The sequence below is a fragment of the Flavobacterium poyangense genome, assembly GCF_011751075.1.
GTDB lineage: Bacteria > Bacteroidota > Bacteroidia > Flavobacteriales > Flavobacteriaceae > Flavobacterium > Flavobacterium poyangense.
Genome location: NZ_JAALLN010000017.1, coordinates 84,415 through 100,309, shown reverse-complemented (window position 1 = coordinate 100,309; position 15,895 = coordinate 84,415). Strand labels below are relative to the sequence as shown.

General features: G+C 36.0%; 11 protein-coding genes. 4 read left to right on the top strand and 7 right to left on the bottom strand.

Annotated elements, in window-relative coordinates:
* Nucleotides 1–390: 390 nt before the first annotated feature.
* Entirely contained in the window at nucleotides 391–786 is a 396-nt protein-coding gene (locus G3A47_RS19210; RefSeq protein WP_166925339.1) for a hypothetical protein, read from the top strand.
* Between the two features lie 183 nt (nucleotides 787–969).
* On the opposite strand, the gene G3A47_RS19205 is transcribed toward G3A47_RS19210, so the two are convergent.
* Entirely contained in the window at nucleotides 970–1,464 is a 495-nt protein-coding gene (locus G3A47_RS19205; RefSeq protein ID WP_166925337.1) for a TlpA family protein disulfide reductase, read from the bottom strand.
* A gap of 418 nt (nucleotides 1,465–1,882) precedes the next feature.
* On the opposite strand from G3A47_RS19205, the gene G3A47_RS19200 reads away from it, so the two are divergent.
* Both G3A47_RS19200 and G3A47_RS19195 read left to right on the top strand, forming a co-directional pair.
* Nucleotides 1,883–2,182 (top strand): ArsR/SmtB family transcription factor, encoded by a 300-nt coding sequence (locus G3A47_RS19200; RefSeq protein ID WP_166925335.1) that lies wholly within the window; start codon nucleotides 1,883–1,885, stop codon nucleotides 2,180–2,182.
* Nucleotides 2,183–2,188: 6 nt separating this feature from the next.
* Nucleotides 2,189–3,295, top strand: a complete 1,107-nt coding sequence (locus tag G3A47_RS19195; RefSeq protein ID WP_166925333.1) for an NADH:flavin oxidoreductase — start codon at nucleotides 2,189–2,191, stop codon at nucleotides 3,293–3,295.
* 134 nt (nucleotides 3,296–3,429) lie between these two features.
* Here G3A47_RS19195 and G3A47_RS19190 read toward each other — a convergent pair whose 3' ends face one another.
* The 5 genes from G3A47_RS19190 to G3A47_RS19170 all read right to left on the bottom strand — a co-directional run bounded on the left by G3A47_RS19190 (nucleotide 3,430) and on the right by G3A47_RS19170 (nucleotide 12,800).
* Entirely contained in the window at nucleotides 3,430–4,572 is a 1,143-nt protein-coding gene (locus G3A47_RS19190; RefSeq protein ID WP_166925331.1) for an acyltransferase family protein, read from the bottom strand.
* Between the two features lie 781 nt (nucleotides 4,573–5,353).
* Nucleotides 5,354–7,570 carry a glycoside hydrolase family 3 C-terminal domain-containing protein gene (locus G3A47_RS19185; RefSeq protein ID WP_166925329.1) on the bottom strand — a complete coding sequence of 739 codons (2,217 nt, stop codon included), beginning with the start codon at nucleotides 7,568–7,570 and terminating at the stop codon, nucleotides 5,354–5,356.
* Nucleotides 7,571–7,778: 208 nt separating this feature from the next.
* Nucleotides 7,779–9,422: a DUF6377 domain-containing protein gene (locus tag G3A47_RS19180; RefSeq protein WP_166925327.1), complete on the bottom strand. Its 1,644-nt coding sequence runs from the start codon at nucleotides 9,420–9,422 to the stop codon at nucleotides 7,779–7,781.
* Between the two features lie 75 nt (nucleotides 9,423–9,497).
* On the bottom strand, nucleotides 9,498–11,756 hold the full coding sequence (locus G3A47_RS19175; RefSeq protein WP_166925325.1) for an acyl-CoA dehydrogenase family protein: 2,259 nt from the start codon (nucleotides 11,754–11,756) through the stop codon (nucleotides 9,498–9,500).
* 123 nt (nucleotides 11,757–11,879) lie between these two features.
* Nucleotides 11,880–12,800 carry an EamA family transporter gene (locus tag G3A47_RS19170; protein ID WP_166925323.1) on the bottom strand — a complete coding sequence of 307 codons (921 nt, stop codon included), beginning with the start codon at nucleotides 12,798–12,800 and terminating at the stop codon, nucleotides 11,880–11,882.
* A gap of 104 nt (nucleotides 12,801–12,904) precedes the next feature.
* Here G3A47_RS19170 and G3A47_RS19165 point away from each other — a divergent pair, with 104 nt between their 5' ends.
* The gene (locus G3A47_RS19165; RefSeq protein ID WP_166925321.1) at nucleotides 12,905–14,323 is read left to right on the top strand and encodes an aminotransferase-like domain-containing protein; all 1,419 of its coding nucleotides are present in this window, start codon (nucleotides 12,905–12,907) and stop codon (nucleotides 14,321–14,323) included.
* A gap of 575 nt (nucleotides 14,324–14,898) precedes the next feature.
* Here G3A47_RS19165 and G3A47_RS19160 read toward each other — a convergent pair.
* The gene (locus tag G3A47_RS19160; RefSeq protein WP_166925319.1) at nucleotides 14,899–15,846 is read right to left on the bottom strand and encodes a bestrophin family protein; all 948 of its coding nucleotides are present in this window, start codon (nucleotides 15,844–15,846) and stop codon (nucleotides 14,899–14,901) included.
* Nucleotides 15,847–15,895: the final 49 nt, after the last annotated feature.

Genomic DNA, 15,895 nt, shown 5'->3' with positions numbered 1-15,895 from the left:
AGATTTTAGATTTTAGATTTTAGATTTTAGATTTTAGATTTTAGATTTTAGATTTTAGATTTTAGATTTTAGATTTTCTAATAAAATGATCTTGCGATCATTTTATTAATTGTTGTGAGCGACACCATCTTGCAAACCTTTCCGACAAAATAGACAAAGTAAGTTTCAGCATTCCAAAAAATTAAAAAATCCGTTTTATCAGCGTCCAAAAAACACTACTGTGCTTGTTACCCAAAAGGTCATCAAAACTTTATAAACCACTGGAATAATGCGAATTAAAACCTTAAATATCAGGCGAGAAAAAATTTAGAATCATTCTACTGGCTCTTATTTAACTATTCTTATTCATTTAACTTAATTTTACTTACAACTAGAAAAATCACACAAATTATGAGTGTTATCAAAGATGTAGACACGTTTCATAGCACCCTAAAAAGCATCGATCAGAAGATTAATATACTGAATGATGAAAAAATAGTTGCTTTTTTTGAGTCGCTTGGTCTAAATGAAAGAGAAGATATCCCTAAAGATTTCCTGCAATGGGAAACGATACTTGTTATTGTTCCCGATCGCCATGTTTCTAATGAATTAAAACCATATAAGTATTCTATTTCAAGGCTTGCCTTCGTTACCAATCCGTATGCCAGCCAGATTCATATTCTTGATTTTCAGGAATGGAAAAATACGACCAGAAGCAAAACACAGTTTCAGATCAGAGAAATGCTCAAAACGAGCTTTGGTGGTGTTAAAAAAACACCCAATGACTCTGAGGAAAATATAGGTTAAATTTCAATAAAGAAATTCCAAATTCCAATAGTTTTAGATTGGGAAAAGGCAAGACAACAACTTCGGGGTACTAAACAAAGAAGGAGAAATTCCAATAAAAAAATTCCAAATTCCAGCTTTACACTTGGGATTTGGAATTTGGAATTTGGAATTTCTTTAATTGGAATTTTAAATTTTACATCTTTATTTTGTTGTAACTAAGCTTTTAACTAGCTCATTCAATGCATTTCCGTGAATATTCTTCGCCAATATGACTCCGTTTTTATCTACTAGAACATTAAACGGCAATGCCTGAATCATATAATCCCCAACAACGGGTGAACTCCAATATTTTATATCGCTAACCTGAGGCCAGGGTTGTTTCAGTTTTGCAACCATTGCAACCCAATTCGGTTTTTTATTGTCTAAAGAAACACCGTAAATGGACAATTGATCCGGATAAGTGTTGTAAAGCTTTAGTAATTCTGGCTGTTCTTTAAGACATGGTCCACACCAGGTTGCCCAAAAGTCAACTAAAACTAATCCGCCTCTTAAGGACGAAAGTGCGATTGTATTTCCTTTGGTGTCCGGAAGATCTATTTCAGGAGCAATATCCCCGACTTCTGTTCCAACTGACTGCGCGTTGCTATTGTATAAGGTAAAAAATGTGAAAATTATAACTAAGTAGCTTTTTTTCATAGGTAATGGAGTTTATAAGATAAATTTGGGACTATCTTCTTTTATATTAATTTATAGATTCTTGATTCTACATCTTTTGTAATTCACAATAATGTAAACTTTGCGTGCGAATTTTAACCATATAAGTGATGTAAGTTCATTTAAACTAACTTTATGATGCAGTGCTCACTTATACAGTTAAACTTGCTAAAGCTGTTTGATAAAACTCACATTAAAGCAAGTCAAAAAAACCAGTATTTCTGCGACTTGCCAGAATAATAATTAATGGTCTAAATCAAAAACAAATATAATGACTTCCTGAAACATTTCTATAACCCACTGAAAATTTAAAGCGAGATCCCCACCTGCTCCATCTTAAAGTTATCCTAAATATCAATCAGCAAATAGATATATCGGGAAAAGTCGATATCTTTGCTGCATGGAACATATTGAAATATTCAAAGCACTGTCAAATAAATCCAGATTACAAATGCTGGAATGGTTAAAAGAACCTGAAATAAACTTCCCGGATCAAATCGCTGCAGGGTTTGAACATGGCGTTTGTGTTGGGCAAATACAGGCCAAGGCAGGCCTTACACAATCAACAGTTTCAGAATACTTGTCGATTTTACAACGTGCAGGGTTTATCGAATCTAAACGTGTTGGACAATGGACATACTACAAACGCAACGAAGGTGCCTTTGAAGCACTCAGTAAATTAATTAAATCTAATTTATAAATTACTATGAGTACAAATAGTTTATTTACACCCTTTCACTTAAAAACTTTAAGTCTCAAAAATAGAATCGTAATGGCGCCAATGACGCGTTCCTTTTCTCCTAACGGAATCCCAACTAATGAAGTAGCCACTTACTATCAAAAAAGAGCTGAAGGCGAAGTCGGATTAATCTTGTCTGAAGGAACTGTAATCGACAGAGCTTCCTCTTCAAATGATGCAAATGTACCTCGTTTTCACGGAGATGCGGCTTTACAAGGCTGGAAAAAAGTTATAGATGAAGTTCATGCAGCCGGAGGACAAATGGGGCCACAGATCTGGCATATGGGAATTATGGACAATCACCATTCAGGATGGGTACCTCCTGTTCCGTTTGAAGGACCATCCGGATTAAACCGACCTGATTTTAATAACGGAAATGCAATGTCTGAAAAAGATATTGAAGAAACTATAATCGCTTTCGGAAAAGCTGCTGCCGACGCAAAAAGATTAGGTTTTGATACCATCGAAATTCATGGCGCACATGGTTATCTGATTGATCAGTTCTTTAGAGCTGAAACCAATTTACGTACAGATGGCTATGGTGGAAAAACATTACCGGAACGCAACCGTTTTGCAATAGAAGTGATTAAAGAAATCAGAAAGCAAGTTGGAGAAGATTTCGCCGTTATCATGAGATTATCTCAATTTAAACCTTCCGATTACAACTACAAACTCGCTAAAAATCCACAGGAAATGGAAGCCTGGCTTACTCCCCTTGTTGATGCCGGAGTTGATATTTTACATTGCTCGCAACGTCGTTTTTGGGAACCTGAATTTGAAGATTCTGATTTGAATTTTGCAGGTTGGGCTAAGAAAATTACAGGAAAATCAACAATTACAGTTGGTTCTGTGGGACTTTCGAGTGATTTCTTCGGTGCTTTTGCCGGTGAAAGTTCTCAACCAACATCATTAGAAGAACTAAACAGACGTTTCGACAGAGGTGATTTTGACCTGGTTGCCGTTGGAAGACCACTTTTATCTGATCCGAATTGGGTAGCAAAAATCAAAGCCGGAAAAACAGAACAATTAAAAGGTTTTAGTAAAGAAGCCTTAGTGCAATTGGTTTTAGAATAATTATTCATTTAAGAACTTTTCTGTTTTTAAACCTCAAATTTAAAAAAGACTTTAATAATAAAGGGATGATGGTTGTTAACCTCATCCCTTTTATCAATTTGTAGCTAACAAAATTACAAATGAAATTTTATCTTTTATAAAGCAGACACACTTTGCTTTTGGAACTTTCTCTGCAACCAATTCCTCACCGGTTCATCATATAATTTCAAACATAAATACGCCAATACGATACTGGTAATCAAAACTCCGATTCCCAATACGTAACCTTCTTCTATAGTAACTTTATTATTTACAACCCAAGCCGTATACCAATAAATAAGTGGGTAATGTGTAATGTAAATCGGGTACGAAATAGCTCCCAAAAACTGGCATGCTTTTATTGAAAATGGATTTTTTAATTCCCCACCTGCGCCAATAGAGACAATTAAAGGAAACAATACAATAATACAAACGGATTCATAGATCCCATTCATCCATAAAGTGTTTTCATTTCCAATTCTTGGAATGGCCAATAATATTGTGATTAAAAAGCTACAGATCCAAAAAGCTCCTTTTATGTGAATTAATTTTCCTAAACGAGAAAGCAAAACTCCGGCAAAAAAAGGATACAATAAACGGGTAAAACCAACATTCATTTGTTCCAGATTTAAAGACCAGCCCCCAATTACATCCCCTTTTGGCCCAAAAACAGTATAGTTGATTAGCAGTCCGGCAAATATCAGAACAAATAATACCATAACTTTATTCGAAAATTTACGAAAGAACAAGGCATAAAGTATATTGGCGATATATTCAAAAAACAAAGACCAGGCCGGTCCGTTTAGCGGATGCATTTCGCCCCATCCTCTAATTTCTGCTGAGGGCGTCAACGGAATTAAAGTAAATCCAACGAACATCACCAGAATCACTTTCCAGACCGGCATGGTCGCAATTTGTGGAAATAAAACGTCTGAAGCCTGAAAATAATACAATGCCGCCCCAATGATCATTCCCATGATTACCATAGGTTGCAAACGAATTAAACGTCGTTTGTAAAATTCCCATTGTGTCATTTTTACCCAACGATCATCATAAGCATATGCTACTACAAATCCTGATAAGAGAAAAAAGAAATCCACAGCCAAGTAACCGTGATTGATAATTTGTACGAAACGATTCCCTCCCGAGAAAGCTTCAAAAATGTGAAAAGCAACTACTAAAATTGCCGCAACACCACGCAATCCGTCAAGAATCTCGTAATGTTTTTTGGCTTTGATATCTGATAAAATGGTACTCATAAAGTATTCTGGTGGTTAAAGATTTATTTTGGTATAGTCTAAAGTATTAAAATTCAAATAAAGCTTTTATTTTTTAACACATAGAAACATAGTTTTGTAACTTAAAAAGAGGCGTTTCACTTGTTCAAACAATCATAGCTTCATGGAATGCCACCAATAAAGATAGTAAGACTTTGCACCGAAAACTGCTGCAACAAAAGAAAAACACCTCCAACTAATACAATTCGTTTCATGCTATATTTTTTTAATTAATTCAAGTTGCTAGTTGCAATTGTATAAAAAAAGAAGAGGTTCACTAAATTTATTTTGCGAATCAATGCATAAGATTAGGAAATCTTTTTATATGAATTAGCCTAAAAAGGGTATGTCTTTTTTTTTTGAATTTTTAATTGGCCTCCATCAATTGCCTCCAGTTTTTAACTGGAGGTAAAGAATTGATTAATAATAAAGAGGCTTTAGCCAAACTCTTTGAAGGTTCGGCTAAAGCCTTTGTCTCCTTCCTTACAAACAACCTCCAGTTAAAAACTGGAGGCAATTCACATAAAACCTACCTTATTTGTATTCGAATTCCAAGTAAATAAAGTGATCAACTAACAACTTGAATTAATTACTATAATTTCAAAACCCATCTCCACATTTCACATCTCCACATTTCACATCTCACATCTCACATCTTCACATTTCACATTTCACATCTCCACAAATAGCCACTTTAAAAAAAAGCTGCAACTTTTTATCATTGCAGCTCTACAAACCAACCAAAGTTTAGAAATAATGAAATTTATTGAAGCGAGAAACTCACTTTAGATTTTATATCAATTGCTGAAGCCCCAATTATGGCTTCAAAAGCTCCGGGCTCTGCCACCCAGTCGTGTTTTTTATCATCAAAAAAGCTTAAAGCTGTTTTATCTACTGTGAAAATTACCGTTTTCTCTTCTCCCGCTTTAAGCGAAATTTTTTCAAATCCTTTCAATTCTTTAATCGGACGTGGCAAAGACGATTTTAAATCACTGATATACAGCTGAACTATTTCTGATCCTTCTCTGTTTCCTGTATTTTTTACTTTTACCGAAAATGTAATCTGGTCTCCGACTGTCATTTGTTTTTTGTCTGCCGTAACTTTTCCGTATTCAAAAGTAGTGTAGCTCAAACCATGTCCGAAAGCAAATAAAGGTTTTGCTTTTTGCTTGTCAGCCCAACGGTAGCCAACAAAAATCCCTTCTTTATAGGTTACCTCATCTCCGCCGGGAAATTCTCCTAAAGCATGAGCACCGTTATCCGACAATTTTGCAGGAAAAGTAAAAGTCAGTTTTCCTGAAGGATTTACATCTCCGACTAAAACAGCTGCCAAAGCATTTCCGGCCTCCGTACCTAAAAACCATCCCTGAACAATACCAGGAACTTCTTTTACCCACGGCATCGCCACAGCATTTCCTGAGATATTTATAAAAACAATCTTTTTATTTACCTTAACCAATTCAGCAATTAATTTATCCTGACCGTATGGAAGGCCTAATTCTGTACGATCATACCCCTCGGCATCCTGAAGATCACTTTTATTCAATCCTCCAAAAAACAACACTATATCAGCATCTTTTGCCACTTTTAAAGCTTCGGCAGTCAACTCTTCCGGAGAACGTTTGTCTTCTAAGCTAACTTTAGCCACCACACCGTTATACTTACTTGTCGGGTCTCCCACATAACCACGAGCGTATACAATTTCGGCTTGTGTACCTACTCTTTTCTTTAAACCGTCTAAAGGCAGCACCTCGTATTTCGCTTTAAGCGAAGAACTTCCACCACCAACAGTCATCATTTTGATCGCATTTTCTCCGATTACGGCAATTTTTCGGGTTTTAGAAAGATCGATTGGCAATACATTATTTTTGTTTTGAAGCAATACAATTCCTTCTTCGGCAATTTTCAAACCGGCATCTGCGTGTTCTTTTGTTCCGAAAGAACCAAAAGGCCTTTCTTTATTCATAGTAGTTAAGAAGGACAAACGTAAAATACGACGTACTTTTTCGTCCAGTTCTTTCGTCCCTACTTCTCCATTTTTAATCTTATTTGAATAAGGCTTAGCTAAATAATAGTTATCGTAAGCATTACTCGTTCCCCACGAAAGTCCGTTTGTCCATGAACCAAACTCCATATCCAAACCATTGTAAATTGCTTGGTTGGTATCGTGAACTCCTCCCCAATCTGAGATTACAACACCCTTAAAACCCCATTCTCCGCGAAGAATATCATTCAATAAAAACTCATTATGACAACAATGCTGTCCTTTGTATTTATTATATGACCCCATAATCGCCCAGGCATCACCATCCTGAACAGCCGCTTTAAAAGCCGGTAAATAGATTTCGTATAAAGCTCGATCATCAACAATTACGTTTACGGCGTTACGATTGGTTTCCTGATTATTTAAGGCAAAGTGTTTTACGCAGGCAGCAACTCCGTTGGACTGAACTCCTTTGATATAAGGGACAACCATTTTTGAAGTCAAAAAAGGATCTTCTCCCATATATTCGAAGTTACGGCCGTTTAATGGTGTTCTGTAGATATTTACACCGGGGCCCAGTAATACATTTTTATTACGAAAACGCGCTTCTTCACCTATTGATTTTCCGTATAATGCTGCTAATTCTTTGTTCCAGGTAGCAGAAAGAGCCGTAAGTGCAGGAAAAGCAATACAAGAATCATTGGTCCAGCCGGCCTGATCCCATTCGTCCCATAATACCTCTGTACGTATTCCGTGTGGCCCGTCTGTCATCCAGTTTTCCGGAATCCCTAATCGGGGAACACCCGGTGAACTAAATTTTGACTGGGCATGAATCATGGCAATCTTTTCGTCGGTAGTCATTCGCAAAAGCGCATCTTCTACGCGCTCCTGAATTGGCTTTTTATCATCCAGATAAACCGGAACTTTATTTTGCGCATTCAATCCGAATGAGCTCCATAAAACTAAAACAACAATTGTTTTAACGTTTTTAAACATAACTATGTAATTTATTAAAGCGTTTACGTTAGTAAGGAAACTCTTTTAACAAAAAGCGCCTTTTAATACTATTGTAAAGCTAAAACGTTATCGTACACATTACATTTCTAAACGAAAAAAAGTAGCGATTTAAAAATTCAAATCACTAATAATCAATTATTTAAATTGTTTAATAAGACAAAAAAAGTAGTAGATTTAAAACTAATCCTTAGGATTTCGGAGAAATTAAACCGATTTTCATGACCATTTCTTCAAAATCATTTCGCGAAACAGCGGCTTTATTTCGGGCTCTGGTACGGTAATTATAAATCGTACTTAAAGAGTATCGAAGAAAAGCGGCAATTTTTACACTGTCGGTAATCCCAAGACGGATTAAGGCAAAAATTCTAAGCTCTGTATTGAGTAGTTCCCCCTGCTTTAAAACGATCTGTTCTTCTTTAATAAGCAGTTCATTAAAATCTTTTACAAAACTTGGGTAAAGGTTTAAAAAGATAGTATCGAAGTTTTTGTATAATTCCTCCAATTCATTATCAACCAATGTGGTTGATTTTAGTATTTTGTATATCTCATCAAATTGTTTAGCCGTTGCTTTTTTGTTCAAAATGATTCGGTAATTCTCCAATTTATTGATATAAGTAGAACACAAACTAAAAAAATGAGCAATATATTCTTCTTTAATATGATTGGATTCTGATAATTGTGCGTTACGTTCCTGCAACTGATTATTGGTTTCGGTAATATCTTTGTTTAATTCGGCTAATTTTTGACTGCTTTCATAAAGTTCGCCACGAATTCTGGACACTTTTTTCATTTGTTTGTAAACGTAAATCACCGCTACAATCAAAAACACCGAGAGCAAACTGATACATAAAAGGTAAAGCTGCAACTCTGTTTTCCTTTTAGCTTCTTTTTCTAAATAAACGGTATTGATTATCGAATACACTTCCGACATCAAAAGCGTTCTAAACTGTACATTACAATACAAGGCATCTTCGATAGCAGACTGCGTCAATTTATAAGCCATATCTACATCGCCCGCTTCATAATACACCAATGCCAATTCCTGAAGGGAAGCATTGTCTTTATTTGCATTTTTTATATCTGAAGTAGCCGAAAGGGCGTAGTATTTTTTTCTTAACTCAAGTTGATGCGTTCCTTCATAAATAGTTCCCAGAAGGTAGGCTATCATGGCATATTCCGGATTTTCTTCTCTTTGATTCTGCAATAGAAAAACTAATTTCTTTTGGGCAACAGCATATTTTTTCTGATAAATTTCCTGCTGAATTTTATTTATCTTATAATTTAAAGAGTTTGAATCTAAAACAGCCAGTAAAGAATCACGATACTGCTGTATTTGATCTATATACTTTCTATTGTAACTATTGGCCGCATAATGTTCAAAAAACTCCCGATAGGCAATGTAATAAGTCGGAAGCAACGATACGGCTAATTTTCTTTTGTCAATACTTCTTAAAATCGCTTCCGATTCGCGGTATTTCCCGGAAGAGGAATAGAGTGTTACCAATTGCAGGTTTGCTAAATCGGAAAGCTCTTTGTTCTGAAGTTCAGCAGCTATTTTCAGATTCTTTTTTACATAAAAAATAGCCGAATCTGAATTGAACTTCTGATATTCTGCATATAAAGCTTTATTGTAATTGTACTCCTGCTCTTTGGTTAAATTATCCGATTTAATTTTCTTAAAGTTCAGAATTCGCTCTTCCTTGAGCTTCACGTAATGCTGCTTATTTTTTAAAGCATCATTCAGTTTATCCACAATAGTAGCGGTACTGTCCGAGGAGTAGACCGGAAAACAAATCAAAAGGGTTAAAACAAACAGATAATATTTTTTCAAGCTACTAAAAGATAAAAACAGAATTACAAATATAACGAAAGCGATAGTATAAAAGGACTTCTTTCGAAAGTCACACTAAACTGCAATTGGCGCGGCAAGGCAGCTCTCCGGAATGTCGAAGGCATTCACCAGAGCGACAGCATCAGGTCGGATATCCCAACAAAGCTGATTGACCATTTTACGAATTGCTTTCGTTTTTACTGCTTCCATATAACCGTCTTCAAGATACCAGGCTTTATTTTTCTCTATTTGTGAAAGCGCATACAACTGATTTAGCTTTACCAGAATAGCTTTAGATTTCTCGTCTTCTACCGTTTGAATCACGGCTTGAAATTGCTCTAAAACTACTCGTTCCAAGTAAGCTTGTGCTACGTCTATCATTTGATGTTGCACCACATTAAAAGCATCATAAGCCTCTAAACCTTCGGCAACCAATTTTTTGATTCTCTTTGCTGCCGATGCCAGAATTGTTTTTTCTCTGTGTTGAAAGGCCAGTAAATGAAAGCTTCCGTCTAATAAATGTTCCTCATCGGTTTTACGGGTTGTAATTGGGTTTTTCTCGGCAATGGCGGTTTTTGCATTCTCGTACACATAATTAATGATTCCTAAAGACCCCATTTCACCAAATGTTTTTCTGAATTCAGCCAAACGGTTTTTGGCTACCAATTGCATTAAAACTGTATTATCTCCTTCAAACGTGGTATAAATTTCGGTATCGTTTTTTAAAGCATCAATTCTGTTCTCTGACAAATAGCCTTTACCACCGCAAGCTTCGCGGCATTCCTGCAAAATATCTCTTGTACTCCAGGTCGAATAGGATTTCATTCCCGCTGCCAAAGCTTCTATCTCCTGCATTTCTGATTCGGTTCGATTGAGAAAACGATTGGTAAGGTACTGTAAAGCAAAATGCATGGCGTACGTTTTTGCTAAATGAGGCAATAATCTGCGTTGGTGCATACGGTAATTCAGTATTGGTACTTCTGATCCGCCTTCAGGACCAAATTGCCTGCGTTGATCGCTATAGCGAATGGCAATAGTAAGCCCTGATTTGGCAGCTGCCAAAGCGGAACGCGGAATCCCAATTCGCCCCCCGACCAGAGTTCCTAACATCGTAAAAAAACGTCTGTTGTCACTCGGAATCGGGCTTTCAAATTCTCCCTTTTCATTTACAGAAGCAAAACGATCGAGCATATTTTCTTTTGGAATTTCGACCTGATTAAAACTGATCGTTCCATTGTCAACACCATTCAATCCCATCTTGTGACCACAATCTCCTATAGTGATTCCTTTTAAAGTAGTTCCGTTTGTATCTCGCAAAGGAACCACAAAAGCATTCACACCATAATTATGTCCTTCAATAATTAGTTTCGCGAAAACGGTAGCCATTTGTCCGTGAACAGCGGCGTTACCTATATATTCTTTTTGCGCATTTTTATTGGGTGTATGAATTGTAAAAGTTTGATTGCTATGATTGTATGTTGCGGTAGTCTCAAGCCCTTTTACATTCGAACCATGATGGGTTTCGGTCATTGCAAAACAACCCGGAAGTTTCAGGGAACCGATATCTTTTAAATATTTTGCATAATGTTTCTCTGTTCCCAACGACTGAACGCTCATTCCCCAAAGCCCAAATTGAACTCCAAACTTAATAACCAAACTTAGATCATGGTAACTCAGTGTTTCCATAATAGCAAAATAGTCGGCTATGTTATCTCCGCCACCATATTGTTTTGGATATGCCATGTTGCCGAGGTTTTCTTCGGCCAGAATTTTACACCAATTATAAACCGTCTGCCTATAGATAGCCGTATCTGTCGAAGTTTCGTAAGCAAATTCAGGTTTTGATATAATCGATTTTACCTTTTTAATAATTTCGGCTTCTTTCCCGTCTAGAAGTTTTGTTATTTTCAGGACATCAAAATTAGAACCGGTTTGCGAATTGGCTGTAAAAGAACCGGTTTTGGTTTTAAAATTCTGAATTACTTCTTCTCCTAAAATCCCAAGATCATTTTCCAGTTTTATAAAATCTGATTCCAATGCCGAAATATCCAAATCTTTCTCTGAGAGCGCTACTGCAATATCAAAAATAGATTTTATAGCTGTCTTATCTTTTATGCTATTCTCAATATCTGACTTCCATGCTGCAAGTTCATTTCTCGAAGGCGGATTTGCAATATCTACTTTAGAAAGCAGGAACTGTCTCTCGTCCGGTGCAAGCATAGACAAAGAGGTTATAAATTCCTGCAAAGTCGCAAATTCTTTCTGAGTCAAAAGATCATCAGACCATACCAGATAAAACAACGGAATAAAGGCTTGGAGCTTCGTATTTTTCATAAAAAATATTGAATCGGTTTCGGAAATTAAACTTAGACTGTCTTTCCACAAACAAAAAAACAGAAATGAAAAATACTCATTCCTGTTTAAATATGTTGTTAAGATTCTGGTAATTTTATCTTTCTATGATACGGTATTCTTTGTAGTCGACAGGTATTTTTTTCTGAAGGCGAAAATATGATGCGAATTAAAAACTAAAACCGCTATGAAAATAATACTATAAGCTGCAATCTGCAAGGCTCCGATTTTTTCGTGATAGACAAAGGTGGCCAGACAAAAAGCGATCATAGGATTAATATTCAAGAGCATACCAACCGTTGATGAATTGATTCCTGAAAGGGCATACAAATTCAAAAACAACGGAAAAATAGTAAAAAGTATGGCTATGGTTTCAATACAGAAATAAAACCTGAATTCTGTTGGAACCGGTCCGCTGTATGCCGGATAAAAAGGCAATAGAACCAAGGCTGAGAAAGTGATATGAAAAGTAAGTACAATAAACTTGTCAAACCCTTTATTGATACGCTGACTCACCAAATATGAAGCATAAGTTAAACCGATTATAATACTAAAAAACATGTCCATAATGGCCGTGTAAGACAATAACAAGCAACCTGAAACACTCAGACCTACTGAAACCCACTGCAGTTTTGACAGTTTTTCATGCAACAGAAAATAAGCCAATAAAGTAGTCAGAATCGGACACACCAAATACGCCAGGGAAGTTGCTTTTACACTTACATGATTCATTACATAAATAAACGTAAACCAATTGGCCATTAGAAAAAAACTGCCTCCGAAATTTAATAGAAGAGTCTTTCTTTTTTCAACTTTTGATAAAGCTTTAAAAGTATCAATTGTTTCTTTTACTCTTTTTCTCTTAAAGACAAAGACAATCAATAACATTAAAACACTACAACTAAAAACGCGGTTAAATAAAATATCTAAAGAAGGATAGTCATGAATTGGCTTTAAAGCCAAGCTAAAAAATCCCCAAATAGTATAGGCGGTAATGGCGGCCAGGTAATATTTTGTTGTTTTCACTAAGTTTTCTTTTTTTGATTGTTTACTTATAAAGCAAATTTCTAAAAAATAACACAGCAATACAGATACAGTTTTTGTAAATTGCACCATAACAGTTTTGTTTTATGAAAAATTCAAATTACTTATATCTGCAATTTGCTGATCGAATTGAAAAGCAAATAAAATCGGGCGTTTTGAGTGTCGGAGACAAGCTCCCTTCTATTCGTGAAGTCTGTTCAGAAACGGGATACAGCATGAGTACAGTCAGTAAAGCCTACTACGAAGTGGAAAGTCGCTCTTTGATTGAATCAAGGCCACAATCGGGTTATTATGTAAGCAATATTTCTGCCCGAACTGCCCCTGAACCCTCAGCAAGTTCTCCTATTTTAAGCGGAAAAAATGTGGAACGAGAAGATTTAATTGATTTGTTCTACAGTGACATGAAAACAAAAGATGTTACGATGCTTTCACTAGGTTTTCCTTCTAATGAGCTCCTTCCGATTGCTAAACTAAATAAAGGAATGGTTCAGGCTATGCGGTCATTACCTGATAGTGGTACCGGTTATGACGACATGCAGGGAAATCTTAATCTGAGAAAAGAAATTGCGCGTTGGTCATTTACCTGGGGAGGTTCTCTTACTGAAGACGATATCATCACAACTCCCGGTTGTGTAAATGCCATATCGCAGTGTTTAATGACTGTGACCAAACCTGGTGATACTATCATCACAGAAAGTCCTGTTTACTTTGGTGTTTTACAACTGGCCAAATCTTTGGGTTTATATGTGATGGAATTGCCAACCAACATTACCACAGGAATCGAACTAGAGGCCGTGAAAAAGGCCCTTACCACCAAAAAGATAAAAGCTTGTGTACTGATTAGCAATTTCAGCAATCCGTCGGGTAGCATGATGCCGAATGAACATAAAAAAGAGGTAGTCCGATTGATGGAATTTTACAATGTTCCGCTTATTGAAGACGATATTCACGGGGATTTGTATTTTGGCTCGAGTCGCCCAACGAATTGCAAAACCTATGATGAAAGCGGAATTGTGCTTTGCTGCAGTTCAGTTTCCAAAACATTGGCTCCCGGATATCGCGCAGGCTGGGTTATCCCGGGAAAATTTAAAAAGGAAATCCTGCGTACCAAATTTTATCACACCCTCTCCTCTCCTACTATCACGCATGAAGTTGTTGGAGATTTTCTAAAAAATGGACGTTATGAGAATCATCTTCGGAAGATTCGGCAAATACTAAATCACAATTGCAACAATTATATCAATACCATTTTGGAATCTTTTCCGGTAGGAACAAAAGTGAGCCAGCCACAAGGTGGTTTTTTCCTTTGGTTAGAACTTGACAAAAGAATTGACACAGTCGACTTGTACCATTTGGCACTAAAACACCACATCAGTATTGCTCCCGGAAGGGTTTTCTCTTTTCAGGATCAATTTTCAAATTGCATGCGCTTGAGTTTTGGCCTGCCCTGGACCAACGAATTGCGACAATCTATAGTGACCTTAGGCAAACTGGTTGATTTATAAACCTGAATTCGATTAATTTTCTATTGCCGTTAGCATTCAACAATTGATGGCGAAAATAAGGTTGCCACAGATTGCACGAATTTCCACGAATTAATTTAAGTTGACACTTGTGAGTTGTGAGATGTGAGATGTGAAATGTCAGTCTGAATGTTTTACGGTTTTATTTTACAAGATAGAGATAGAAGCTAATAGAGTTTACAAGAATTGTTGAAGAACAGTAATTAATATCAATTCGTGCAAATTCGTGCAATTCGCAGCAAAAAAATAGCCACAGATTATAGGATTAAAAAAATTAAAAATCTGTGTGAATCCTTTTAATCAGTGGCAAAAAAATAATTCGTGAAAATTCATGCAATTCGTGGCGAAAAAAATAGCCACAGATTATAGGATTAAAAAGATTAAAAATCTGTGTGAATCCTTTTAATCAGTGGCGAAAAAATAATTCGTGCAGATTCGTGCAATTGCTTCGCCTGTTCGCTATCGCTCGGGTCGTGGCAAAATAAAAAAACCAGGCAGCGTAAACAATAAACACGCTGCCTGGAGTAACAATAACAATTAAAGGACCAAAAAATTAACTATAAAACGAAGTAAGCGTCGTTTTCCGCTTTTCTAGGCTCGGGTTTAAGATCAAATTCTTTGATGATATCAAATTCACTCTGATACTCATCCAGCATTTGCATTAAATTCTTTTCGATTGTAGTTGCAATAGCCGTCACCGGTGTATCTGTAGGTCTGTTCTCAAACGGATCCTGCAAATGAATAGCCATTTTCTCTATTAAGAAAAATGTACCTCCAATGATTGTAATTAAAGGAATGGCAAACCAACTTAACAAACTGATCAATCCAAAAGGCAATAAGATAATAAACAAGCACAATGTCATTCTAATATACATACTATATGTTGTTGGGAAAATTGTATTTTTAATACGCTCACATTTCCCCATTGCATCACATAATCTGGTTAGGGTATTATCAATTTCAACTTGTTGATAGGTATTGAAACGTTTGTTTTTTCTGGCGATTCTCAAATCCCTTGCATGTAATAACAAAATGGCATTTGGAATGTTCTGATGGTTCTTTACAAAACGCAATTCTTCCTCACTTAAAAGGTCTTTAATTGGTTTTATAGCGTCTTTATTACGTAAAGCCTGTCCCAAACTATAACACCAGGCAATTTGCCTTTTAGTGAAATTTTCTTTGAATTCATTGGCTTCAACAGAAAAATCAGGATCTTTATAAAAGGTCAATAATTGTCGTATCAGTGTTCTCGATTCGTTTACAATAGATCCCCAAATAATTCTGGCTTCCCACCATCTGTCATACGCCTGATTGGACTTAAAAGCCAACAACAAGGATATAATAGTACCAATCATTGTTGGTATTGCAATCGGGATATCGATAGAAACATTAATAAAATAGTGATGAAAAATCTCAAACAATATCGTATAAGCCATCAATAGAGCCAATTCTACTTTTATTTTCCCAAGAACATACTTCATTGGAATTTTCTTTTTTAACAGCATATTTTTTAGCTTTAAAGTTTAAACTTGAATTTTTTAAACTATTGATTTC

What these genes read in the sequence shown, in the direction of transcription:
- G3A47_RS19210 (WP_166925339.1), top strand. Translation starts at nt 391, where the DNA reads ATGAGTGTTATCAAAGATGTAGACACGTTTCATAGCACCCTAAAAAGC.
- G3A47_RS19205 (WP_166925337.1), bottom strand. Translation starts at nt 1,464, where the DNA reads ATGAAAAAAAGCTACTTAGTTATAATTTTCACATTTTTTACCTTATAC.
- G3A47_RS19200 (WP_166925335.1), top strand. Translation starts at nt 1,883, where the DNA reads ATGGAACATATTGAAATATTCAAAGCACTGTCAAATAAATCCAGATTA.
- G3A47_RS19195 (WP_166925333.1), top strand. Translation starts at nt 2,189, where the DNA reads ATGAGTACAAATAGTTTATTTACACCCTTTCACTTAAAAACTTTAAGT.
- G3A47_RS19190 (WP_166925331.1), bottom strand. Translation starts at nt 4,572, where the DNA reads ATGAGTACCATTTTATCAGATATCAAAGCCAAAAAACATTACGAGATT.
- G3A47_RS19185 (WP_166925329.1), bottom strand. Translation starts at nt 7,570, where the DNA reads ATGTTTAAAAACGTTAAAACAATTGTTGTTTTAGTTTTATGGAGCTCA.
- G3A47_RS19175 (WP_166925325.1), bottom strand. Translation starts at nt 11,756, where the DNA reads ATGAAAAATACGAAGCTCCAAGCCTTTATTCCGTTGTTTTATCTGGTA.
- G3A47_RS19165 (WP_166925321.1), top strand. Translation starts at nt 12,905, where the DNA reads ATGAAAAATTCAAATTACTTATATCTGCAATTTGCTGATCGAATTGAA.
- G3A47_RS19160 (WP_166925319.1), bottom strand. Translation starts at nt 15,846, where the DNA reads ATGCTGTTAAAAAAGAAAATTCCAATGAAGTATGTTCTTGGGAAAATA.